21 protein-coding genes, 3 tRNA genes and 2 pseudogenes are annotated in these 20,826 nt (G+C 43.3%); 7 read left to right on the forward strand and 19 right to left on the reverse strand.

Annotated elements, in window-relative coordinates:
* The first annotated feature begins 60 nt into the window (after window positions 1–60).
* On the forward strand, window positions 61–891 hold the full coding sequence (bhcR, locus tag BAE46_RS09715; RefSeq protein ID WP_070112576.1) for an HTH-type transcriptional regulator BhcR: 831 nt from the start codon (window positions 61–63) through the stop codon (window positions 889–891).
* 182 nt (window positions 892–1,073) lie between these two features.
* Here the strand turns inward: bhcR and dgt are convergent, their stop codons facing one another.
* From dgt to BAE46_RS15105, 5 genes and pseudogenes are all read right to left on the reverse strand, one after another.
* Window positions 1,074–2,549, reverse strand: coding sequence for a dGTPase (gene dgt, locus BAE46_RS09720; RefSeq protein ID WP_070112579.1), 1,476 nt, complete (start codon window positions 2,547–2,549; stop codon window positions 1,074–1,076).
* Window positions 2,550–2,813: 264 nt separating this feature from the next.
* A pseudogene (locus BAE46_RS14640) lies at window positions 2,814–2,915 on the reverse strand (class II glutamine amidotransferase); the annotation flags it as partial.
* Between the two features lie 171 nt (window positions 2,916–3,086).
* Window positions 3,087–5,492, reverse strand: a complete 2,406-nt coding sequence (locus tag BAE46_RS09725) for a TonB-dependent receptor (protein ID WP_070112581.1) — start codon at window positions 5,490–5,492, stop codon at window positions 3,087–3,089.
* A gap of 149 nt (window positions 5,493–5,641) precedes the next feature.
* Entirely contained in the window at window positions 5,642–6,235 is a 594-nt protein-coding gene (locus BAE46_RS09730; RefSeq protein WP_070112583.1) for a Z-ring associated ZapG family protein, read from the reverse strand.
* A gap of 419 nt (window positions 6,236–6,654) precedes the next feature.
* The gene (locus tag BAE46_RS15105) at window positions 6,655–6,789 is read right to left on the reverse strand and encodes a hypothetical protein (protein WP_280513157.1); all 135 of its coding nucleotides are present in this window, start codon (window positions 6,787–6,789) and stop codon (window positions 6,655–6,657) included.
* Between the two features lie 392 nt (window positions 6,790–7,181).
* Between BAE46_RS15105 and BAE46_RS09735 the strand changes: the two genes are divergently transcribed.
* Both BAE46_RS09735 and BAE46_RS09740 read left to right on the forward strand, forming a co-directional pair.
* Window positions 7,182–7,475: a hypothetical protein gene (locus BAE46_RS09735; protein ID WP_070112585.1), complete on the forward strand. Its 294-nt coding sequence runs from the start codon at window positions 7,182–7,184 to the stop codon at window positions 7,473–7,475.
* A 139-nt stretch (window positions 7,476–7,614) separates the two neighbouring features.
* Complete coding sequence (locus BAE46_RS09740) at window positions 7,615–7,815, forward strand: DUF1289 domain-containing protein (protein WP_006005044.1); 201 nt, start codon at window positions 7,615–7,617, stop codon at window positions 7,813–7,815.
* A 219-nt stretch (window positions 7,816–8,034) separates the two neighbouring features.
* On the opposite strand, the pseudogene BAE46_RS14375 reads toward BAE46_RS09740, so the two are convergent.
* Window positions 8,035–8,220 (reverse strand): annotated as a pseudogene (locus BAE46_RS14375) (ATP-binding cassette domain-containing protein); the annotation flags it as partial.
* A gap of 138 nt (window positions 8,221–8,358) precedes the next feature.
* Between BAE46_RS14375 and BAE46_RS09745 the strand changes: the two are divergent.
* Complete coding sequence (locus BAE46_RS09745; RefSeq protein WP_083256853.1) at window positions 8,359–9,042, forward strand: hypothetical protein; 684 nt, start codon at window positions 8,359–8,361, stop codon at window positions 9,040–9,042.
* A 159-nt stretch (window positions 9,043–9,201) separates the two neighbouring features.
* Here the strand turns inward: BAE46_RS09745 and BAE46_RS09750 are convergent, their stop codons facing one another.
* From BAE46_RS09750 to BAE46_RS09780, 7 genes are all read right to left on the reverse strand, one after another.
* Window positions 9,202–9,435, reverse strand: coding sequence for a hypothetical protein (locus tag BAE46_RS09750; protein WP_070112589.1), 234 nt, complete (start codon window positions 9,433–9,435; stop codon window positions 9,202–9,204).
* 146 nt (window positions 9,436–9,581) lie between these two features.
* Entirely contained in the window at window positions 9,582–10,751 is a 1,170-nt protein-coding gene (locus tag BAE46_RS09755) for an aminotransferase class I/II-fold pyridoxal phosphate-dependent enzyme (RefSeq protein WP_006005038.1), read from the reverse strand.
* 337 nt (window positions 10,752–11,088) lie between these two features.
* On the reverse strand, window positions 11,089–12,864 hold the full coding sequence (locus tag BAE46_RS09760) for an amidohydrolase (RefSeq protein ID WP_083256854.1): 1,776 nt from the start codon (window positions 12,862–12,864) through the stop codon (window positions 11,089–11,091).
* A 328-nt stretch (window positions 12,865–13,192) separates the two neighbouring features.
* A complete protein-coding gene (locus BAE46_RS09765; protein WP_006005031.1) occupies window positions 13,193–13,714 on the reverse strand; it encodes a rhodanese-like domain-containing protein in 522 nt (173 codons plus the stop codon).
* A complete protein-coding gene (locus tag BAE46_RS09770) occupies window positions 13,711–14,022 on the reverse strand; it encodes an ArsR/SmtB family transcription factor (RefSeq protein WP_070112592.1) in 312 nt (103 codons plus the stop codon). The genes BAE46_RS09765 and BAE46_RS09770 overlap by 4 nt, the downstream gene beginning before the upstream one ends.
* Before the next feature lie 385 nt (window positions 14,023–14,407).
* Window positions 14,408–14,875 (reverse strand): DUF2721 domain-containing protein, encoded by a 468-nt coding sequence (locus tag BAE46_RS09775; protein WP_006005027.1) that lies wholly within the window; start codon window positions 14,873–14,875, stop codon window positions 14,408–14,410.
* A 424-nt stretch (window positions 14,876–15,299) separates the two neighbouring features.
* Window positions 15,300–15,842, reverse strand: coding sequence for a ZrgA family zinc uptake protein (locus tag BAE46_RS09780; RefSeq protein ID WP_070112594.1), 543 nt, complete (start codon window positions 15,840–15,842; stop codon window positions 15,300–15,302).
* Between the two features lie 147 nt (window positions 15,843–15,989).
* Here BAE46_RS09780 and BAE46_RS09785 point away from each other — a divergent pair, with 147 nt between their 5' ends.
* From BAE46_RS09785 to BAE46_RS09795, 3 genes are read left to right on the forward strand one after another with little or no spacing between them, the layout of a single operon-like run.
* Window positions 15,990–16,349 carry a MerC domain-containing protein gene (locus BAE46_RS09785; protein ID WP_070112596.1) on the forward strand — a complete coding sequence of 120 codons (360 nt, stop codon included), beginning with the start codon at window positions 15,990–15,992 and terminating at the stop codon, window positions 16,347–16,349.
* A gap of 52 nt (window positions 16,350–16,401) precedes the next feature.
* Entirely contained in the window at window positions 16,402–16,629 is a 228-nt protein-coding gene (locus BAE46_RS09790) for a hypothetical protein (RefSeq protein ID WP_070112597.1), read from the forward strand.
* Entirely contained in the window at window positions 16,626–17,255 is a 630-nt protein-coding gene (locus BAE46_RS09795) for a DUF1826 domain-containing protein (protein ID WP_070112599.1), read from the forward strand. The genes BAE46_RS09790 and BAE46_RS09795 overlap by 4 nt, the downstream gene beginning before the upstream one ends.
* 311 nt (window positions 17,256–17,566) lie before the next feature.
* Here BAE46_RS09795 and BAE46_RS09800 read toward each other — a convergent pair.
* The 6 genes from BAE46_RS09800 to pal form a co-directional block, all read right to left on the reverse strand.
* Window positions 17,567–17,656 (reverse strand) — tRNA-Ser (locus BAE46_RS09800).
* 136 nt (window positions 17,657–17,792) lie between these two features.
* On the reverse strand, window positions 17,793–18,851 hold the full coding sequence (gene nadA, locus BAE46_RS09805; RefSeq protein WP_070112601.1) for a quinolinate synthase NadA: 1,059 nt from the start codon (window positions 18,849–18,851) through the stop codon (window positions 17,793–17,795).
* Between the two features lie 156 nt (window positions 18,852–19,007).
* Window positions 19,008–19,083 (reverse strand) — tRNA-Lys (locus BAE46_RS09810).
* A 26-nt stretch (window positions 19,084–19,109) separates the two neighbouring features.
* Window positions 19,110–19,185, reverse strand: a tRNA-Lys gene (locus BAE46_RS09815).
* Window positions 19,186–19,351: 166 nt separating this feature from the next.
* Complete coding sequence (ybgF, locus tag BAE46_RS09820; RefSeq protein WP_070112603.1) at window positions 19,352–20,194, reverse strand: tol-pal system protein YbgF; 843 nt, start codon at window positions 20,192–20,194, stop codon at window positions 19,352–19,354.
* A 13-nt stretch (window positions 20,195–20,207) separates the two neighbouring features.
* Window positions 20,208–20,786 (reverse strand): peptidoglycan-associated lipoprotein Pal, encoded by a 579-nt coding sequence (gene pal, locus BAE46_RS09825; RefSeq protein ID WP_006005020.1) that lies wholly within the window; start codon window positions 20,784–20,786, stop codon window positions 20,208–20,210.
* Window positions 20,787–20,826: the final 40 nt, after the last annotated feature.

Here is a 20,826-nt window from a genome sequence, read left to right on the forward strand (position 1 = left end):
GACAACTAAATCAATAAATGGAAACATCTTTAAAACAACAAAAAATAAAATTGTAACCCCATGGCCGAACAACCAGCAAGCAAAAAACCACGCGGAAGACCAAAGTCTCAATTCAGCGACCTGTCTGGTGGCACTATCCAGGCACTTGATCGCGGCATTAGTCTATTAGTCACGCTGTCAAAGGAAGGCGAACTCAGCCTTACCGATCTTGCATTAAGTGTCGGTATGCCCCCTTCCACCGCGCACCGTATGTTGAGCACTCTCCAAAAACATGGGTTTGTAGAGCTTGACGCTGCTTCGCAGCACTGGGCGGTCGGTCTTGAAGCATTTCGAGTGGGAAGCTCCTACCTTGAGCGCACGAATTTAGTCGATTCTGCACGCGCCGTTATGCGTGATCTTGCCCAGCAAAGCGGCGAAACCACTAACCTAGCGATTGCCGATAATGGGGATGTCGTATTTATCAGCCAGATCGAGTCTCACAAACCTATCAGAGCCTTCTTTCTGCCCGGAACACGCGGCTTTATGCATGCCTCAGGGATTGGCAAGGCACTTTTGGCCAATTTCTCCAGAGCTGAAGTTGAGAAAATTTTGCAAAAGAAAGGATGTCCCGAATTTACAGCGAAAACGATTACTACACCAAGCGCACTTTTTGCCGAGCTTGAGATAATCAAACAGCGTGGCTGGGCACTTGATGATGAGGAACGCTTTTTGGGCATGCAGTGTATAGCAGCGCCTATCTACAATTCTTTTTCAGAAGCCATTGCCGGTGTTTCTGTATCTGGGCCAACAGTTAGTTTTCTCAACAATTCTATTGCTGAAATTGGCCACCGGGTAAAACAAGCCGCCGCCAAAATTACGGACAGTATAGGAGGCGTCACCCCCAAGCGTTAAAGCCTAAGGGTTTGGCCGCGAAGCCGTCCACCATGTTTTAACAATTAAGCAAAGAGTTATGTAAAATGAAATATCAAATGAAATCTCGTAAAATATTAACATTGGACGAAGCCAAAATTATCGCCACCGCGGCTGAAACCGAAGCCATAGATGCTGATTTCGAATTTAAAGTATAAGTATACTCAACTAATAGCCGTAAGCTCACGATACTCACTTAGCGCAAAATGATCGGTCATGCCGCTGACATAATCAATAACGATGCGGGCACGATAGTACAACTCTAATAGTTCCAAGTTGTCATTAAGCTCGCTGCGCTGCGTTAGCTGATCCATACACAAATGGTAACGGCGAATATTGGTGCCCGGCAGATCTTGAAATAAGCGGCTTTCTAATGGCGCGCCCTTTATCGATTTATTGGCGATTAGCGTGCGAAAGTCAGCGCCGCTTAGGTTAAGCAGTGGCGTATAAATGTTCAACAGGCCAACAATGATGTTGAAGCCTTTTACTTCTAAGCGCTGCACTTCTTTGGTTGAAAAAACACGTTCTACCGCAATATTCTTGAGAGTTTTAGTGGCCCATGCAAACTCATTATTTCCTTTGAGTAAAGGCTCGTCAAAACGCCCGTCAAAGATTGCCGCATGATTATCGATATAGCGCGCTGTGGCATATTCAGACAAGTCGTTGATTAAGCGGGTTCGCAATGAAAGAATATACTGGTGGCTCTTATTGAATTCAGCCTTATGGTATTTCTCAAGCGCGCTTTGCGAAATATCGAGCAAATAAGCGTTACTGCGCGCGCTGTTATCATTAAAGTGTGCTTCGCAATGCTTTTCCCACTTGTGTTTAATTAAGCCATGCAGCTCTGGTACGCTTATAAGACCTTTGTCAAGCGCATCGTCTAAATCTGCAATGCAATAGGCTATATCGTCTGCAGCTTCCATAATGTATGTGAGTGGGAAACGACACCCCGGCGCTATATCCAAAGCCTCATTTATACTGTCTACTATTTCTTTCTCAGACAGGTAATACCCTGGCTTTTTTTGACGATAGGCGAATTCACTGCCTTGTTCTGGCTTTGTGTCGCACGCCGGGCCTGTATATTTTAACAAGCAGGCTAATTGAGAATAGGTAAGATTAAGACTTTGCAGGCTGTGCAGTACCCGCAAGCCTTGCGCATTACCTTCAAAGGTTTTAATATCGCGCACATATGCGTTGTCAATACAGGCGTCGCCAAAGTTTTGCACGAAAATTGGCACAACAGAGGATATAGCCCACTTATTAATCGCCTCTTCACCTAAGTGACCAAAAGGAGGATTGCCTACGTCGTGCAGCAAACAGGCAATTTCTACTGCACTAATGAAACCATCAAACTTACCTTTAAGTCCGTATTGTTCGGCCAAATTTTGCTTGTCAATGACCTTAAGCACTTGCTTGGCAATATAGCGGCCCACCTGCTGCACTTCCATAGAGTGGGTGAGCCTGCTTCTGACCGCGGCGTTAGTTTCAAGGGGAAACACTTGCGTTTTTTGCTGCAGGCGACGCAGTGCTGGCGAATGAATGGCGCGGCCTCTGTCGCTTTCCATTTCTTCGTTAAAGTCGCGCCCTGCTACTGATGAGCTGCTAAAGCGTTGCGTTTGAAGTTTGCTTTTATAATTCATGTGACTGTTTTATTGCGTGTTTATAAATATTATCCTAGACTATTCGTGGGTATTGTAAAGAGAAGCATCTTGCTGCTTCGCGCTGCACAATGTGGTATTTTCCATTTCCAGTGATTAACACTATTTTATTCTACGTGCACACCACAATTGAACTAGAATTTGTTGATGAGTCTTGCCGAGATGTTGTTACCCCTGCAAGTGCAGATACTTAAGGATCAAAAAATAAATGCACAGTAATCACTTAACTGACCATTATGCGCATGGGTCCAGTTGCGGGCACGTTCGGCCACCGCGCTCTAAAAGCCCAGCAAAGCTAAAACAAATATCGGTGGGGACATTGGCTGACATGCCGAGTAATTCATACAAATGTAGCTTCCTTTGGTTAAATAGGCCCGTGATGCGCAAGCGATAAGACATGTACTTATGCCCATGTAGTTGCGTCATAAGACCTCACTTATACGAAAAAAGGAGCGTGATTAAACGCTCCTTTTGATATTTCATGTAACGGTATTTACGTTTAGTCTAGTAATCAGTTTCCTATTGAAAGAACATTCTAAAGGTCGCACCAATAGTACGCGGCTCACCAATACGGTAACCCAAACGAGCTCTGCCGCCACGTTCACGGTCAAAGGATAACAGCGCGTTTTCATCAAATACGTTGTTAACATAAAACAGTAGTTCGAATTCGTCATACACCAAGCCCGTACTTAAATTAAGCGTATCGTATTGGTCTAACATCAAATCAACTTCAGTGGTTTCATTACCTGTGGCACCGCCAAAAGCAAGACCCGATTGGAAGTTGCCCGCGCCTGCTATTTGGTCACTTGGCTGCGTAATACGATCACCCACAAACTGGTACGAACCCTGAATGTAGGTTGCACTAGAGCCAAACAAAGGCTCATCAAACTCATACGTGCTTGAAATAGCAAATGACGTTTCTGGTACTGACGCTAAGCGGTTACCGTCCGCGACGCCGCCTAGCACATCGCCGTTACTGTCAAATACGGTGCTGCCAAATTCTGCCTGTATAAAGCTACCGGCAAACGACACAAATAAGTTCTTAGTCGCCTGACGGGTCAATTCAAATTCAATACCTTGGCTAGTCGATTTTGGCACGTTAAAGGATATGCGCGAAGAGCAAGAACCTGCGTCTAGCGTAACCTGAAGATCTTCAATGTCAGCATAAAAAGCCGACACGTTCGCGCCCCAGCCGCGCCCTGATGACTTCATTCCTATCTCGTAGTTGGTGAGTGTCTCATCCTTATACTCTTGGAAGCCACCAAACACGTCTAAGTCTTGAGTGTTACATAAGCTTCTGTTTAGAGGGTCGTTCACGCCGCCTAAACGAAAACCTTGTGACACTTGTGCATTCAAGTTTACGGTATCGTTAAGCTCATATTGTGCAATAACACGTGAAGTAAAGCCGTCGGATGTAGTTGAATCAGTTTGGTCATCGCTATTTGAGAACAAGCCCCCGGTAGTGAAACGACGCGTTTCTTCAAAATCGTACCAGCGACTGCCTAAGGTAACTATTAGTTTGTCAGTAAATGCATAATTCAACTCACCAAATACAGCGGTTTGCGATAAATCATAGGGTAAAGACGCATTATAGGGTGAGTTAGCTTCAAAACCATTCGCGACGGACGCTGCTGTTCCGGCGCCTAATGTGGCATCGGTGAAGGCATCATATCCCGGTGTGGGCAAAGTTTGCTGGTAATTGCGTTCGGTATCAGACGTAAATATACCCGCCACCCACGTTAAGTCACTTTCATCGTTAGATGCGGCCCGCAGCTCAAAGGTGTCTTGGGTAACTTGAGTTTGATCGCGCAGATTTGAGGGTAAAAGAACCGCTTCGTCAGGAAAACCTAAATCGATACTAACACTGCCAGAAAGTGAGCTAGCATCTCGGCTCATTAAAATATCGCGGTCTGTGTAGCTGTAAACAAAGGTGAAATTGGCAAAGTTACTGGCGTACTCAGCGGTTAAATCAGCAATGAGCGTTTCGTCTTTAAAGTCTTCTTGAAGCAGCAAATACTGCTGTCTTTCACCCAAGCTTATGGCTGGTCTAGTGGTGGTGTTCGGGTTGGCAAATAAGTTAAACACCTCTTGACGATTTGAGCCATTAACACTGATGTCTTGTAAGATGATTCTGGGGGTAATGGTGATATTTTCAGTTGGCGTGTACTTAAACGCAACACGACCGCCTAGTCTGAAGCCGTCGTTAACATCTTCTTCTAGCACCCCATTTTCACCCAGTGCATCAATAAAGCCAGCGTAGCCCGTACGATACACCACTGCGCGCATGGCCAAGGTGTCGTCAACTAGGGGCACGTTCACCATCGCTTTTACATGGTTGCCATTACCGCCGTCGGTTTTAGTGTTAACGTTGACTTCCACTTTAGCATCGAAACTGTTTATTTCGGGTTGATTGGTAATATAACGTAAAGTACCGCCAATGGAGCCTGATCCAAAAAGAGTGCCCTGCGGCCCGCGCAGAGTTTCCACTCGGCTAAGGTCAAAAAAGTCTAAATCAGGAGTGAATAAAGAAAGTGAAATGACACTTTCATCTAAATAAACGCCTACCTGCTCTTTTACGCCAGGCTGGTCACGCACAATTTGTCCTGCTGAAACGCCGCGCATAGATACTTGGCTTTGACCAGGACCGAGGTTTTGAATAGATATACTCGCTATGTTTCGCGAAATATCCTCTAAGCTGTTTGCACCTGAACGCTCTATGTCTTTTTGCGTTTGGGCATTAATAGAAAATGGTACATCTTCAATTGCAAGGCTGCGCTTGGTGGCGGTAACCATAATTTTTTCAACGGCTTCATCTTCTTGCATCTGACTTTGTGCTTGCTGCGCCGAAAGGGGAGCACATAGCACCGCTGCAAGGGCTACACTGATTAAGCTTGGTTTAAACAAGTGCTGATATGTGGGTCTCATGTAAGTCCTTTTTGGTATGTGTTTTACGTTCACGCATAGAATCGTAATAAATTGATTTTTATTCTAGTTTTTTAGATAAAAATGCAAAATTTTATTATTTGCTGTATGTCGTTTACGCTTTACTCTAGAAAAGGGATTACACAGGCAAACTATTTCTTTTCTTCGGGGGGAGCGCTAGCGCCCCCTTTTTTATCACTTGTATCGAGTGTGTTATCGATGCCATCTACTGTATCTTCATTGGCATGTGCTGCTTTTTCGCGGGTATCTAGGTGTTTTTCTTGGCTGTTTGCTGCTTCGTTGTTAACATCCGATGCGGGCGCATCGCTAGGGGATGCTTCAACGCTAGTATCGGCATCCTGAGGAGTGTTTTCTTTCACCACCGGCACTGACTGTTCGGTATCATCGTCACTATTAGTCAGGACCGTTTTTTCTTGGCTTTCCTGCGGAATTTCGTTTAAACGTGGAAAGCGCACCGTGTCGTTGTCATTAAGCAGCGACTGTGATTGGGTCGCCATATGGTTGTGAAGCGCTTGATAACTGCTAGCAACCCCCTGCATGAGGTTAGCACTATTCATGAAATGATCGTTTACTTTAGACTTATATTGCTCTAATTCGGCTTTACTTTGCGCTAATTCTTGCTGCTGCTTACTGGCCTTTTTTTTACCAAAGCTTATGTGATAAATGGCAAAGCCAATTGCGCCACCGGCTATAAAAATTCCTAAAAACACTAAAATATTGCTCATGTTGACTACTCTCTATATTAAAAATATATTGATTCATGTATTGGTAATAAGCATAAGCATAATTATTAACTACGAAATTAACTACAAAGATGAGCTTACCTCAAAGGTTATGCTAAAGGAATACGATGCGTCAAATACTTTATAAAACGCAGTAGATTTGATAGCGGTAACTTGCGTATTATTTGCGACAAAGAGTGCAAGAGTCTGGCGACTTAATGTAATGCTGCATAAGTGTGATACCGTATACGGGTTCGTTAAAATTGGGGCCGTATACACCGTCATCAAGTGTGTTTTTTTAAATGAAATAGCTGAACGCTCTAGTCTGCTCTTACACTAAGTTAGTTCGCATAAGCGCACTTGTTATAAAAGCGCACGTGTGGTGAATGCACAAATCTTGACTATTCTTTTTGATAATAAACTTAACTATTTGCTGTGAAAATAAGTTTTGCTATAAAAATTAAGTAGGGCGACAAACACATTACCACCAGCGTGCCAACAATACCTAACATATACCACCAGTTGAAAGAATCACTCACTTGCGTTTCTGCGCTCATATCCACCACCTTATTCATTTACGATATATTTAATAGAAGCTTTTATCAAGGCTTGTTAATTTGACTTACGTCACGTTCACAGCCCCCGGCTTCACCAACACATTTTACTATGATGAAGTATATGTAAAATTCTTCTTCACACTCTTGATATTGATCAATAAAGTAATGGAGTCACTTAATAACTAAATTTCCACCCAGTGGCATTTTACTACAAAGATCAAAAACTCTAAGTGTTAACCGAGCTAAACTACACTAAGGTATTAATTTGTGAACCATAAAAATAGCCTAAGCATTCGAATATTACAAAATGTTTTGGTATATTCACTATCGATAAGCGACAAAGTTAGTCAATTAGCGCATTAACGCCACTTTAATTAAACGGATTACTATTAATGATCAGGGCTATTACGTTTTTATTTTTCTTTGTCGCAACCAGTTTTATATCTAGCAGTATCGTTTTAGCCGCAGCACTGCCCTCACAAATTCCCTTAATCGACTTCGTTAAACACGGTGATTATCCCGACAGCGAAGACGAGTTAACGACCATTACATGGATAAACAACGAAAGAGTGGTATACCAATTTGCAGAGGCAAATGACGAATTTGATGCACCGTCGTATACAGGCGTGCTTTTTGCCACAAACATAGGTGGCATAGACGACATAGATGCTAATATTGGACAGTAAGGTATAGGAAAACTAGACCAAAGGTCTGTTAAACAAAGCTGTGGAAGACTTTATGAGCAGTAGTGCTGAGCACAAAGCCTTCCTCTTATTATTTTTTTGCGTCTGTTTAGAGTATGGCGCACATAATTGTCGTGGCGCCATGAATGAAAAAACTGTAGTTACATCCCCTTGTATTGGACACTGCAAGCTAGATCCGCAGGATGTCTGCGAAGGCTGTTTTCGCTCTATCCAAGGTATACTCGCGTGGAGAGACGCAAGTAATGACAAGCGCTTGGAAATAAATAAACAAGCCTTGCAGCGGCGCAAGATTTTTAAGGCAACACAAACCCCGAGCCAGTGAGGTCAATAACGTTTTGGTCTTGCTAAACTTTTAGTTCTTCATATTCAAGCAGTAAGCGATCAAGGTTCTCTTCATTGGCAATAAGCTGGGCCTGCAAAGCCGCGCCACCAAACAGCACCACCGAGTTGCCCTGCTCTGCTATGTTACCCCTCTTATTCCATCCATTGAATTTGTAATTACTACGTGCCCAACATTTCTTAGGGCCTATGGTGTTTTCTATAACTCATTGTCAGACGTGCTGGCCACGTCTTTACTGTCGAGTTTGTAAGCGCCACTGTTAGGCGTGTCTAAGCAGCCAAGCACATTCATTAAGGTCGGTTTTCCTGAGCCTGAGCCGCCCTTAATGGCGACGAACTCGGTTTCTTTCGGATCGGACGAATTTCCAGCATCCCAAAAGCCACCTATTCGGTGACTAAATCAAAGACGATCATCACCAATGTTATGATCAAAACGATCTAAATGAACTCGAGCAAGATATAAATATTTTAGACATAACTTCAATAGAAAATGAATTTAAGATCAAGATCCCTAATATTCCTTGTTGTGATTTTATTAGCTCCGCAACTTAGTGCAGATTATAAACTTGGCTGCGACGACCCAGACTACGACCAATATATGGCTAGCCGCTTTGCTCATTTCACTTCCAGCAGTTCACGCCTATATTCACAAACATTAACACAATACAAAAGTAGTTTTGAAAATAATACAAACCCCTTTCGAGCTATTAGCGATTTATCAAGGCATTTAAAATATAGTGCACAATTTGATCCTGTCGATGTAGTGCAAACTAATATAGAGCGTTTGTTAGCTCATGGTGACGAGTTGCGCGTTGACCAAAAAGTTGCTGTGTCTATATTTGATGGATTTAGCGACGAAGACCACGCCATTGCAATCGCACGAGCATGGATTGCATACCGACAAGGCGACACAAAAACTGCGTTTTCAGAAATGTTAGCATCGATTGACGGAGCAGACTCGGCCACACTAAGTTCTTTTGGCCCAGACATTTATTTTATCAGACATATTTTAAGGGATGGTTATACCGAACCCGTTTTAAATTACTTGAAACTAAGCGAGCAATTTTGGTTAGGCGAAAATCCTGACAATATGCGTTATATTTGGCGCACGATGATTAACAATAATTGCGCCGTTGCGTTTGAATCTTTTGATGCAATAAAGGCCCTAGAGCTTGGAATTCAAGTAAGAGATATTTTCAGACCCAGGTAAGTTTTTGTTTTGAAATAAGGCCTTTAACTTGGCTACTACTATGAATTTGACGGTATGAAGGTCCTTTTATCGGTATACAGTTGCCTCTAAAAAACTACTGATTGCGCTCTATTGCAGGAATATCGAAATAATTATCCAATGACATATCTTTCAATTTCGCTAATGTAGCCTTACGCGCTTGTCGTTGCTCCACACTTTCCCCAAAAAAGCTTGATGTTGGGTTGCAATCATATGGCTTACTTGTTGAACTGACATAAGTCCCATCAGTCTAGCGGCATGTAAAAGCCCTTCAGTACGGTATTTTTGTTTGTCGTCTGGCTTTCGTAATTTCGTATTGTGTAAACTGTTTGTTAGCTCACTTTTACAATAGTCTAAAAATTCATTATTCGTCATTCATCATTGCGGCGCCGTTTTTTCGAATAAAGTTAACCTTAGATTAAACAAGTTACGCATACCATGCCATCAGTGACGCTGATTTTTATAAACAACTATTTAGATCATTAGTCATTCTACGCTTTTCAAAAAAGTGATCAGTTCACTTACACAGGCGATGCTAAAAACCGGCTAATACGCTTAATCGCCTCGTGCAATCTATCAACACTCGCGGTATAAGCGAAGCGAACATATTTTTCAGATTCATGATAACCAAAGTCTGCACCGGGCGTTAATGCTACTTTTTCAGCCTCTAATAATGCTAAACACCACACCTTGGCGTCGCTGGTAATATGCGACACATCGACATAAACATAAAACGCACCTTGAGCAGGCACCGCGGCGGGAAGTCCAATATTAGCTAGGCCTTCAAGCAGGGCCTTTCGGCGCTCATTAAGCTCACAGCGCCTGTGTTCATATTGCGCCATGGCGTCATCGCTAAAGGCCTGAAGCGCGGCGTATTGAGAAACGGTAGGCGCGGAAATAAAGAAGTTTTGAGCCAGTTTTGTCGCTGCTTCAATTGCCCATTCAGGCACCACTATCCATCCTAAGCGCCAGCCGGTCATGGCGAAAAATTTGGAGAAACTATTGATCACAAAAATGTCATCTGCTATGGACAGCGCACTGAAATCTTCCCCTTCAAACACTAAGCCCTGATAAATTTCATCTACCATTAAATGACCGCCAAGCGCACTTACCTTTTGGTAAGCTTTGGCAATGTAGTCTTTCGATAAAACACAGCCACTTGGGTTAGCTGGCGACGCTAGCCACAAACCCGTCGTTGAGCCTTGCCAGTGATTGGCTAAGGTCTGTAAATCAATTGCAAAGGCATCTTCAACCTTAGTAGTGATGAGCTGCGCTTTTGCCCCAACTTGAATTAAAAAGTGACGATTACACGGATAACATGGGTCGGGCATCATTACCTGCTCTCCCGCATTCACCATTAAAGAGGCCAATAGTGAAAGTGCACCCGAAGCGCCTGGCGTTACAATAATACGCTGGGGGTTAAGCGCTACTTGGTATTTTTTAAGATAATGAGTGGCTATGGCTTGCTTTAGTTCTGCCAAGCCAGTCGCGGACGTGTACCCTGTTTGGCGTGATTGGATCGCATCCATGCCTGCATTGGCTACAGAATTTACTGCGGTAAAGTCAGGCTCACCGACTTCTAAATGAATCACATCTTCACCAGATGCATCAAGCTCCTTTGCCCTCGCCAGTATTTCCATTACCTGAAAGGGGGCAATTTGTGCAACGCGATGCGCCAACTTATTTGTCATATAACTATTTCCTTTACAATAGGTATAGCGTTAACCACGGGTGTCGATATTTTTAGATGCTGCAGTGATTTGCACATTTTCTCTTGAGAAATTTAGATGATGACGAACTTTCAAAAATGCAGTCACTATTTATGCTTTGTATTTTGCTCTTAAATAATGTTCACAAATTTATTAAAACTAAACCTTTATTACTGTTAACTTTAGCATAGCACGCACTCGTAAATGTAGGATGAATATAAACCCTGGCGACAAGCATGTGTCAGCATGGCAATATCGACAAAAATAGCCGGCAAAAATTGTGCCTTTGGCCTCTAAAAATGTAAAATGCTTGGGTATTTTATAGCGCCTCGTCACTGGCCAAGTAGCGCACTTCACCACCCACTAACGTCATTTCAACTTCAAGTGCAGACAGTTGTTCTTCACTCACCGTCAGTGGATTGGCGTTAAGCACGACAATATCGGCGCGTTTGCCTGGCGTGAGGCTGCCAAGTTCATCATCATCAAAGACAGCTTTTGCACAACCCATAGTGTATGAATACAGTGCTTCCATTCGACCCATGGATTGCTCTGGGAAAAATTGCTCGCCGTTGGACATGCGCCGAGTAACGGACGAAATGTAGGAGGCTATTGGCGAGATTGCTTCAACCGGCACATCAGTACCGTTGCAGATGGTTGCTCCAGCGTCAAGCAGCGAACGCCAGATATAGGCTCTGTTTTGGGCGCGATCTTCACCTAGTCGTTGTTCAACCCACGGACCGTCTGAAGTTGCATGCACGCCTTGCATGGAGGCAATAACACCAAGCTTAGCAAAGCGCGGCGCTTCGTCAGGGTGCAGAGTTTGGGCATGTTCAACTCGCCAGCGCAGGTCTTCGTTTGGGCGCGTGCTTAATAAGGCTTCGTATAAATCCATTACTTCGCGGTTGCCGCGATCACCTATTGCATGAGTATTAAGCTGAAAGCCGTTTTCCAGCGCTATTTCTGCGGTTTCGCGCAAGTTAGCTAAAGATGTTTGTGGTAGTCCGGAGGTTTCAGGCTTGTCGGCATAAGGCTCTAACAACCATGCCCCGTGGGTGCCAAGCGCGCCATCGATATTGCGCTTGAGCGCCCGCACCGTTAGAAAACCGTTGGCATGACCAATCATACGCACGTCGGCAACGCGTGCGCGTAATGCATCGTTGGTTTCATGACGCACGGCAACATGCAAACGAACCGGCAGTTGCCCAGCTTCAGCCATCAATTTCAATCGTTGGATGTCGGCAAAGTTCGTTCCCATATCGTGAAAGCTGGTGACACCGTGACGCAGTGATTCTTGACCCGCCAATTCAACTTGACTCTCAAACTGCGCTTGGAGCTCGTCCTCACTTAGGCTTGCTTGTGCTTGGGTTAGCAGCGCACGAATAGGCACCTGCGCGGCTTGACGCAAAAAGCCTGTGGCATCTAAGTTATTGTCTCGCACAATAGTACCGCCCTCTATGTTGGGCGTGTCGTCTTCAATTGCGCCCAACGCTAAGGCCATTGCGTTAGCATAGGCAGCGTGACCACTGGCATGAAATAAAATCACCGGGTTGTCTGGACTGACCCCACTTAAGCTTCGATGATGAGGAACACCGTCATATAGTGGTTCATCTGTCTTGCCCCAACGCTCTTGATGCCAGCCGCGCCCAACAATCCATTCGCCAGGCTCAGCATTAGCGGCAGCGTCTGCCACAATGGTGACAATCTCTTCAAAACTGCGGGTTGGCATTAGGTCTAGTATCATTAGCGCTTGGCCCAAGCCCAGGAAATGTCCGTGCCCTTCAATAAATCCCGGCATGGCCACGCGGCCATCCAGATCAATTACATCGGTAGACTTACCAATGAAGTTTGCGATCTCATCAATGCTGCCGACGGCAAGAATACGGCCATCTTTAACGGCAATCGCTTCGGCTTCAGGCTGATTGGTATCAACAGTGAGCACAGTACCGCCCGTTAGAACGAGGTCGGCAATTTGATTCGCTGAAGACTGCAGGCCCTCATCTAAAGCATCTGTGGATTGATTATCTGCTGGCTGGCATCCCGCCAAGGCCAAAAAGAGTAATAGTAATGAAAATACGCGAACAAAATTCAAGGTCATGCGCCAGCCTGTTGGATAATAGATGTAGGATATACAGAAAATAAACGATAAGCTTGCCATATGCAACAGGCATTAAATTCATTGTTTTTATACTAGCTTTGCGATGACTAATCCAAAGAACATATAAATAACGAACTAGAATAAAGCGAGCAAAGAAATATTCTTAAGCAGAGTGAATAGGCAATGCTTGCGATTAAGTTTCTTGGTTTTGTGGGTCCAATTAAATTTAGCGTTTAGCGCAGCACCGATAGTAATACCAATTTAAGTCCAAGCAAAACGGTGCGCGGCTGCGACCACTTTTGGCGCTAATAAAAAAATAATTGACGTGTTAAACTCTTTGATTCCAAGGCATCATTGCAACCACTCTAGCTAATCCACAAAACCCAGTACTGCCTGCGATAAATAAGCCCATGCCGATAAAGGTAACTGCCCATACAAAAGCCGGCGCGACTGCTAGCGTTAGAATACTAAACATCAGCAGCATAGTGCCAATACTTAGCTGAACCTGTCGGTCAAGCGGCAGCACATTGCTGGTGCCTTTTTGTGTGTCAAAGCCAGACTCCTGCCAATGTTCAATACCGCCCGTGATGTTATAAACTTTAAGGCTAGGATTTTCACTTAGCAGCTTTTCACACGCACTTTTACCACGGCCGCCTTTTTGGCAGTAAATAATCAGCGCTTGTTCAGGATCTTCAATGCCTTTGGCACTGATACGCCCGCCTGGATAAAGTTTGGCGTTAGGTATATGCAAATTAGCATGTTCAGCCGGCTCTCTAACATCGATAAGCTGCGCTTTTTCTTGTTCAATAATCTCTTTAGCTTGCTTCGCTGAAATTTCACGAACGCTCATAGTAAATCCTCTTCATTTCTACAGTAAATTAATTGGATAACTGCCATTAGGGCCGTTACCTCTGCGCTGTCGATACGATACCAAGCGTGTTTACCCTTAGACTCCACCAACACGATATCACTTTGTTTTAGTCTCAGCAGGTGCTGCGACACAGCCGACTGTGACAAGGCTAAAGATTCGCTTAAGCCTGAGACGGTCATAGGCCCTTTTATCAAGTAGCACAAAATCATCAACCTATTAGAGTTTGCTAATGTCTTTAGAAGTGACTCAGCCTCTTTTGAGCTATTTTCTAGCTTTTTTAGGTCCATTTAAATAATTACCCATTAGATATTACTAATGGGTAATTATGCTTGCAAATGATATACATTGCAACTGCACGTTTAAAACATTTAGATATTGTAGGGGTTTTTGGTAAACAAAACGCATTAGATAACAAACTATTAAGCGACAATAGGGAGAGGAAAATAGCGCTTTTAGACCGGTGTTTACACTGATCGGCTTTACATGTTGATTAGATAAATCTGTTTACGTTTATTCTGTGCCATCACCTTTTAAAAAGAGCATGTGAAAATCCAGCTCTTTTCAAAATGTGTGTGGATAAAGCGTCAAAACTAGCACTCTACAAATTTACGTAATTGTTTACCCTGTTCGGATAAGATCTCTTGCATCGTACATCAATAGTAAACCACTCGCCTAAAGCTTATCGTTTTTAAACTGGCTTAAATCCACGGCTCTTATTTTCAACGTTGCTGTTGCCAAGCTAACTTCAAGAAAAAAGGCAATCAAGCCCCCTGTTAGGAATAACAGACAGGTCATAAAGGTGATAATAACTAGAAGATCTAGATTAACGCTAATCAATCCGTTAACCATTATAAGCATAACGCTTAAACAGGTGATTACTGCTGACCCAATCAAAAAATTTATTGACCAATTGGCAAACGTCATGCGCTTGTTTAACGATCGGATTTCAAGTATTGCTTTCTCATTTATCCGCTCTGGCTGCTCTCTTGCCAAATTGCCAAACCATCTTGCTCTATCTATTATCCTCGACACGCGGCCAGTAGCAACGTTGACCAAATTGCCAATACCAACAATTAGGAAAATAGGCGCTAAGGCCAGCTGGATTATTTCAACTACGCTAGGGTTTAGAACTGTTTCCACTTAAAGTCTCTTTGTAGATTTACATTGTTAAATATGTACTATACACGCTTATTTTTTGCAATCGCAGCATAAATAATTTTAAAATAAGAAGATTTGAGGTGTGACAAAGGATGCTAACTTTAACAACTGCGCTTTATTATTTAGTGCATGACACTTTTCATTCAAGTTAAACAGCCTATCAATAGAGAGTCATAGCGCGGCAGTCAACTTGAACAGTCATTCAAATTGACTGTCACTTAGTAGGTGTGCACACAAAGTAGTGTTAAAATCGCACGGGTAATTCTTATTTGTGCACGTTTCGGCTGAAATCGATCACCCATTTCCCCTCTATGTCACGATTGTTTTCACCGAAATACGCAATTTGTACGTTTAGTCATTTTTACACCTCAATAAGTTGGAGTTTATCCTTTATTGAAGCGTCATGCTAATTCAACCACAACACATGTATTTGCCTAACCGCATTTGTTAATACTTGACTACCCTGCGAACACTCGTTAATCCATATGCTATTAATGCGTAATATTGCGGGAAACATATCAAAAAAGTTTATCTCTATTTTCGATAATTCTTCTAGGCTTACACATTGAAAGTCGTAACTAGCAACAATATTATTATGCACAGCGTGATACTCATGTGCATCATATTGTGCGTCTACTGCGCCTGGCATATTAATTTCCACATCAAATAACTCACAGCGACCACCCGTCATCACAAACAATCCAGCTACCTGCGATAAAGCGTCTTTTGCATCGGCAAAGCTTTTTAGCTCTTTGGAAGTCGTAGGCTGGTGCTCAAACCCAACAACATCGGAAGCTGGCGCAATTAATTGTATTTGTAAGCTGGTATTTTCCATCGCGATGGTAAGCTGCGCTTCACCATGTACATGAGGCCCAGCTTGCAAAGCCACTGTTTGAAATGCAATAGCTGCCGTAATTAAAGCCCGCGTTAATCGCGTCATTTTTTTCATATTCATATCAACCTTTTCAGCTCTATGATGAACCTTTTCCAAAAATATCAAGGGCTCTGTGTTTTGAATTATCTTGTGTTGTATTGCCTTTAAAAGTAATGTTATATTATAACAATTATTCAATCAACATAAGAATACTCATTATTTATGAAAGACAAACTTGGTATTTTTTTCTCGTCCTTGTGCCTTTGTCATTGCTTGCTAACGCCAATACTCATCTTGTTGATGGGCACAAATATGTTTTTAGGCGCCTTAGAAGCAGAATGGGTACATAAACTGCTGTTACTTCCGGTGCTTATAATTGCGCTAAGCAGTATACCCAAGCGATGGCTAGCTACGCGAAATCAATGGCTACTCATACTGGCTAGTGCCGGTTTTATCACAATCGTTATTGCACAATTTCATCATGGTGTTAATGAAGTTTGGTTGACGATGCTAGGTTCGACTAGTCTTATCGCCGCGCATGTGCTTAGTCTAAACCTAACAAAGCCTGAAGCGACTTCTTAAGTAAATGTGCTATTGGGCTATCTTGTAATGAATATGATCAACTGGAATATCTATGAACGAAACTATACACACATCTATCGATGACAATCGCTTACCGGTTACCTTGCTGTCTGGATATTTAATTCGTCAGGAATTGGTGTTTGTTGGTCAAGGTTTGAATCAATCAGAAACGCAAAAGGCGCTAGATGAATGCTTATTAACGGAAGAAGAAATGTTAGAAGGCCCGAAGGGTTGGCGGAGTTTACCCGACCCATTTCCATTATGGGAGATTGCCGGATGATTGCGGCTCAAATCGAAAAACACTCAAGCACTTGCATGTCGCATCATCACGATATTTTTACGAATTTCTTTGCCGAAGAGGTCAATGTGTGTGGATGGCAACGCAAGCTTTCTGAGCCTGTATATAAGTATTCTGCATTACTTGCTGAACATCAAATAAAAATAATCCGTGCAATGTCGCCTGACGAGGTTGTTTCTATACTGAACAATTTATTGCCCGACTCACAGTACAAGCCAGCCTTCCTTGCGGACGTGCATTTATTGACAGATATGATGTGCTGCATATTTGACTGCTCGTCTGTGGGTTTAAGATTGGCAACGCTTGACCATGCAATGTGCCCGAGGTTTCATACAGATAAAATAAGCGGCCGACTCATCTGCACTTACGTTGGTAAAGGAACCGAGTGGCTGCCCCATAATACTTTATCTGATATTGAATCTTCACATCAAACACAGAAGTACGGCAAAGGAACGAGCGAGCATGAAATCATAAGCGCTAAACAAGGTGATGTGATTTTGCTGAAAGGGGACGCATGGCCGAAAAATGAAGGCAGAGGGGCAGTACATCGCTCACCGCAAGATTCATTAGAACAACGGCGATTCCTGTTAACTTTAGATCCAATGTAAAGCATTTGATAATGCTTATACTGTGCGAGTCAAAAAATTTCAGATAAGAAAACGCAAGCAAAACTTTTCAGCGGCTGTGAGATGCTAATATCAACCACAACACTATGACTACAGTAGCCCATCTTATTAAAAACACCCGTGCTGATCTGAAAAAATAAATTTGCTTAATTTTTGTACTAATAAAGATATGAGAAGTTTCGCTTTTGCATGCTGCTCTGCCCTTAATATGACAGAGTTCTGTGGCAGAGTTTTTACTCTTCACCAGATAATAAACGCAAAAAGCCCCGAAAAACCGGGCTTCTGTGATTATCTGGCGGAGAGAGAGGGATTCGAACCCTCGTTAGGTTTAACCCTAAACACACTTTCCAGGCGTGCGCCTTCAGCCACTCAGCCACCTCTCCAAATTTTTAAGCACGGGCTTTATAAGCCCGCGGCGCGTATGTTAGGTAAAACCAATGTTGGTTGCAAGTAAAGATTGTAAATCATCCATAAAACAATCTTTTCACCTGTTTTTAATCAAAAAATCGTCACCTGCTACTAAGCATTACCCTTAACCTGCATTTTCAACTTCGCCGCAAAATCTAACATTCTATTTAAAGGCACCATAGCACGCTCAGCTAAAGTAGGATCTACAAAGACTTCCTTGCCAACTCGGCTTATTAAGGACTCTTTTAAGGCCTGCAAGCCGTTCATTGCCATCCATGGGCAGTTAGCACAGCTTTTGCACGTTGCGCCCGCTCCAGCGGTTGGAGCCTCAATAAAGGTCTTACCCGGCGCCATTTGCTGCATTTTGTAAAAAATGCCTTTGTCAGTTGCCACTATAAAGGTTTGGTTTGGCATATCAGACGCGGCTTTTATCAACTGTGAGGTTGAACCAACTGCGTCTGCTAGGTCTATCACGCTAGCGGGTGACTCTGGGTGAACCAGTATGCCGGCGTCAGGGTAAAGGTATTTAGCTTTTAACAGTGCTTTAGCTGAAAACTCGTCGTGCACTATGCACTCCCCGTTCCACATAAGCATATCAGCGCCGGTTTGTTTTTGAATATAAGCGCCTAAGTGGCGATCGGGTGCCCACAGTATCTTTTTGCCTTGGCTATCGAGGTGTTCTACTATTTCAAGCGCGATACTTGAAGTAACCACCCAGTCAGCGCGCGCTTTTACGGCGGCAGAAGTGTTAGCATATACCACAACCGTGCGGTCAGGATGCTGATCGCAAAAGGCACTGAACTCGTCTATTGGGCAGCCCAAATCAAGCGAACAGGTCGCGTCTAGCGTGGGCATTACTACCGATTTTTCTGGGCTCAATATTTTTGCGGTTTCACCCATAAACTTAACGCCGGCAACCACAAGGTTTTGCGCTTTATGATCGCGGCCAAAACGCGCCATTTCTAATGAGTCAGATACACATCCACCGGTGCTGTCGGCTAAAGCTTGAATAACGGGACTAGTATAATAATGCGCTACTAATACCGCGTTATTGGCGATTAGCAACTGTTTAATGTCAGCAATTAATAAGCTTTCCTCATCATCTTTAAGCTTCGCTGGCAACTTTGGAAAGGGATAGTCTACTGGCGCTATTCTTTTAGCAAGAGTCATAACAATAATGGAGTAGTCAAAACGTTCGAATATTATACCCCTTAGTCCTGAAAAAATCACTTCAATGACCACAAAATAAAGGATGTTTAATGTAAATGGGGATAAGTTATATAAGCGGGCTATTTATACCATGGCGGTAGGCTTATCTCTTGAAGATGGTGGGTCGTGCTGGATTCGAACCAGCGACCAATTGATTAAAAGTCAACTGCTCTACCAGCTGAGCTAACGACCCTTCAAGAGTGCTTGTTGTTTTGATAATGGTGGGTCGTGCTGGATTCGAACCAGCGACCAATTGATTAAAAGTCAACTGCTCTACCAGCTGAGCTAACGACCCACAAAATCAAACAAACAATTTAGACTGTATCTCGTTGCAGCTAAGTTACCTCTGCAACGGGCGCATATAATACTTAACTGAGCACAGGGTGCAACCTAAAAATGTCTTTTTTTCTTTTTTTTGTATAATTGAATGTAAAGTAAGCAATCACCATAGCAACTGGCTATTAATTAGCCAGTTGCTGTGATGCAAGTCTTGCAGGTGTACTGTCAGGGTACTCATTAATCACTTGTTGAAAGAAACTATTCGCTTCTTGAACATTACCAGTCGATTTTTCAATTAAGCCTAATTTCAATAATGAATCACTGCGTTTAGGCGAGTTAGTGAAGCGATTGGCTACTTGCGTAAACTGCACTTTAGCTTCGCTGTAATTTTGTTGATTGTACAGTAGTTGTCCCAGCCAATAATGTGCATTTGGAGTTGAGTCACTATTAGGAAACTGCGCTAAAAAAGCTTGAAAAGCAGGTACCGCTTTTACATAGTCTCTATCTTTGAGTATTAAATTAACCGCATTTTGGTAACTTTCTTGCTCACCAGCACTGTTAACAGCATCTAGCGGTGAAGTTGCGCGTGAAGCAACAGACGCTGATGGCTGTGTGCTTCTAGCAATGTTATCGCCTAGCTCAGAAGTAGACTGCTGTGTACTATTAAAACCTTTGTCTATTTCAAGAAACAGATCGCGCTGTCGCTCTAGCAGCTTTTCAAGTTGATGAGTATGCAGCTCGATGGAGCCACGCATTTCGTCTATGTCGCGTTGTAGCTGATTAACTTGGGCTTGAAGACGCTGCTGAGACTCTGTTCTTGAGCCCACAATACGTTCTAGGGACGCTAAACGCTGTTCAAGCACTACCGACATACCACCAATTTCGGCGTTAGCGGTTTGTGCGGGCGTCCTTAAAGAAGACGTTTGCGCTGAAACAGTGTTTTGCGCTTCCACAACAGGCGCTTGCGCGAGGCAAGCTCCTGTTGCTAGAAAACAACTGAGACTAATAACTAATTTAGTATTCATTGTGTTTACTCATTTACTCGTATACTACTACACCACGGCGGTTCTGTGCCATTGCATACTCAGAGGTCCCCATAACCGCAGGCTTTTCTTCACCGTAAGAAACGACAGTGATTTGTGACATACTTACGCCTTCATTACTAAAGTATGTTTCTATTGATTGGCCACGGCGTTCACCTAGCGCTATGTTGTATTCTGGTGTACCGCGTTGGTCACCATGACCTTCAATAACGATGGTTTGGCTGGGGTTAGCAACTAGGAAATCAGCGTGCTTTTTAAGTACACTAATAAACTCTGGCTTTATAGAAGACACGTCAAAGTCAAAATAGATAATATTCTGATTTACCAGCGTGGCTTTTTGATCTTCTGCAGCAGCCCTGAGGCGTGTCATTTCGTCGGCGCGAGCAGCTTCAGCGCGAGCAACAGTTGCCGTTTCTCGTTCCATGCGAGACTTTTCTGCTTCGGCCTGCTCTACCGCTGCTTGGCGGTTTGCCTCTGCAAGTATTTCTTCTTCACTTGGTCCAGAACTACATGCCATTAAACTGGTGGCTGCTAGCGCAACTAAAGCTATTCTAAATTTATTATTGGTAAGCATACTAAATCCTTAATGTAAAAAAACTAAAGTATAAAACTGC

It is taken from the genome of Glaciecola punicea (genome assembly GCF_001756615.1).
GTDB lineage: Bacteria > Pseudomonadota > Gammaproteobacteria > Enterobacterales > Alteromonadaceae > Glaciecola > Glaciecola punicea.

Coding starts and splice junctions, on each gene's coding strand:
- BAE46_RS09785 (WP_070112596.1), top strand. CDS start 15,990: ATGAAAGACAAACTTGGTATTTTTTTCTCGTCCTTGTGCCTTTGTCAT.
- BAE46_RS09780 (WP_070112594.1), bottom strand. CDS start 15,842: ATGAAAAAAATGACGCGATTAACGCGGGCTTTAATTACGGCAGCTATT.
- bhcR (WP_070112576.1), top strand. CDS start 61: ATGGCCGAACAACCAGCAAGCAAAAAACCACGCGGAAGACCAAAGTCT.
- BAE46_RS09790 (WP_070112597.1), top strand. CDS start 16,402: ATGAACGAAACTATACACACATCTATCGATGACAATCGCTTACCGGTT.
- pal (WP_006005020.1), bottom strand. CDS start 20,786: ATGCTTACCAATAATAAATTTAGAATAGCTTTAGTTGCGCTAGCAGCC.
- BAE46_RS09730 (WP_070112583.1), bottom strand. CDS start 6,235: ATGAGCAATATTTTAGTGTTTTTAGGAATTTTTATAGCCGGTGGCGCA.
- BAE46_RS09795 (WP_070112599.1), top strand. CDS start 16,626: ATGATTGCGGCTCAAATCGAAAAACACTCAAGCACTTGCATGTCGCAT.
- dgt (WP_070112579.1), bottom strand. CDS start 2,549: ATGAATTATAAAAGCAAACTTCAAACGCAACGCTTTAGCAGCTCATCA.
- BAE46_RS15105 (WP_280513157.1), bottom strand. CDS start 6,789: ATGAGCGCAGAAACGCAAGTGAGTGATTCTTTCAACTGGTGGTATATG.
- BAE46_RS09760 (WP_083256854.1), bottom strand. CDS start 12,864: ATGACCTTGAATTTTGTTCGCGTATTTTCATTACTATTACTCTTTTTG.
- BAE46_RS09740 (WP_006005044.1), top strand. CDS start 7,615: ATGAATGAAAAAACTGTAGTTACATCCCCTTGTATTGGACACTGCAAG.
- ybgF (WP_070112603.1), bottom strand. CDS start 20,194: ATGAATACTAAATTAGTTATTAGTCTCAGTTGTTTTCTAGCAACAGGA.
- BAE46_RS09755 (WP_006005038.1), bottom strand. CDS start 10,751: ATGACAAATAAGTTGGCGCATCGCGTTGCACAAATTGCCCCCTTTCAG.
- BAE46_RS09765 (WP_006005031.1), bottom strand. CDS start 13,714: ATGAGCGTTCGTGAAATTTCAGCGAAGCAAGCTAAAGAGATTATTGAA.
- BAE46_RS09750 (WP_070112589.1), bottom strand. CDS start 9,435: ATGACGAATAATGAATTTTTAGACTATTGTAAAAGTGAGCTAACAAAC.
- BAE46_RS09735 (WP_070112585.1), top strand. CDS start 7,182: ATGATCAGGGCTATTACGTTTTTATTTTTCTTTGTCGCAACCAGTTTT.
- BAE46_RS09770 (WP_070112592.1), bottom strand. CDS start 14,022: ATGGACCTAAAAAAGCTAGAAAATAGCTCAAAAGAGGCTGAGTCACTT.
- nadA (WP_070112601.1), bottom strand. CDS start 18,851: ATGACTCTTGCTAAAAGAATAGCGCCAGTAGACTATCCCTTTCCAAAG.
- BAE46_RS09725 (WP_070112581.1), bottom strand. CDS start 5,492: ATGAGACCCACATATCAGCACTTGTTTAAACCAAGCTTAATCAGTGTA.